The organism is Inquilinus sp. CA228 (genome assembly GCF_052078665.1).
Taxonomy (GTDB): domain Bacteria; phylum Pseudomonadota; class Alphaproteobacteria; order DSM-16000; family Inquilinaceae; genus Inquilinus.
The window spans coordinates 1-1,366 of the sequence record NZ_JBQJIK010000182.1; the positions used below are offsets into that span (position 1 = coordinate 1).

The window sequence follows — 1,366 nt, forward strand, 5'->3', positions numbered from 1 at the left end:
CGCCGGGCCGAGCTCGACCGGGAGATCCGGACCGAGCGACGGAGCTTGGCGGAGGCGGCGGCCCGGCTGAGGCCGCCGCTGACGGATCTCGATGCCGCCGCCGCTGCGTCCCGCCCGGGTGCGGAGACCGTCGGACGGCACCGCGGCATCCAGGACGACCTGGCCGCGCAGGAGCGGCGCGAGCGGGACCAGATCGCCGCGGCGGCAACGACGATCACCGCCATCGAAGCGAAGCTCGAGGCCCTTGCAACGAACCGGCCGGTGCCGTCGGTGGACCGCATCGCCGCTCTTCGCCGGGAGCGTGATCAGGCGTGGGAGCGATTGCGCGGAGCCCTGTTCGGAGAGCCCGGCGCTCCGCAGGGCGGTGCGCTCGCGAGCATGGCAGCCCGCTTTGAACGCCTGGCAACCGAGGCCGACCAGCTGTCGGATGAGGCACGGGCCGATGCGGCGCGCGTCGGCGAGCATGCCGTCGAGACCCGGAATCTGGTCCTGGCCCGGCAGCAGGCCGCGGCAGCGCAGGATCGCCTGGCCGCCGGCGCGAGGCGGCGGACGAATGGCGGGGCCTGTGGACCGGCCTCGCGGTCACGCCCGGCACGCCGGCCGAGATGGCCGTCTGGGTGGCGGCGGTGGAGACCTTGCTGCAGCGCCGCGACGCCGTCGAGGCACAGCAGGATCGGCTGGGCGTCATCGATCGGGCGGTGCGCGACGTGGTCCCCACCCTGCAGGCGATCGCCGCGGCATCCGGCCTGCCGCCTCTCGACCCGCTGGAGCCGAGCCTGGTCGCGGCCCGCCTGCGCCAGCACCTCGAGGCGCTGGCGGACGGCTGGGACAAGGCGCGGGGCCTGGCGACGCGGATCGACGACGGCCGGCGCCGCATCGAGGCGCTTCGCGCCGAAGAGGTCGAGACGGCCGCCGGACTCGAGGCCTGGACCGCCCTCTGGGCGGAGTCGGCACCGGGCATCGGCCAGGCCTCGTCGACGTCGATCGATGGAGCGGAGGCGGCGCTGGCCGTCTGGCGTGAAGTGCCGGCAACCCTTCGCGAGCTCGACAATCGCGCCCGGCGCGTTGCCGGCCTGCACCGCGATATCGTGGACTTCGAACGGCGCGCCGACGACCTGATCGCCCGCCTGGCGCCCGATCTCGCCGCCCTGCCGGCGGATGCCGCGGTCACGATCCTGCACGAGCGCGTCACGGCGGCGAGAGGCGCCGCCGGCCGACGCGCTGCCGCGACAGAGCATCTGGCCCGGGCGGATCGCGCCTGCGCCGATGCCCGGCGCGCCCTGGCCGAGGCGGAGCGGAGCCGGGACGAGCTCGCCTCCGGCCTGCCGCCGGGCCTCGACCTCGGCATCGTGCTGGCCCGATGGAC

2 protein-coding genes are annotated in these 1,366 nt (G+C 75.8%); one reads left to right on the top strand and one right to left on the bottom strand.

The annotated features are described in order from the left end of the window. Positions 1-465, bottom strand: a 465-nt coding sequence (locus ACTOWL_RS37870) for a hypothetical protein (protein WP_441326466.1), incomplete at its 3' end; no start/stop codon positions are given. 140 nt (positions 466-605) lie between these two features. Here ACTOWL_RS37870 and ACTOWL_RS37875 point away from each other — a divergent pair. Next, on the top strand, positions 606-1,366 hold a 761-nt coding region (locus tag ACTOWL_RS37875; RefSeq protein ID WP_441326467.1), incomplete at its 3' end, for a hypothetical protein.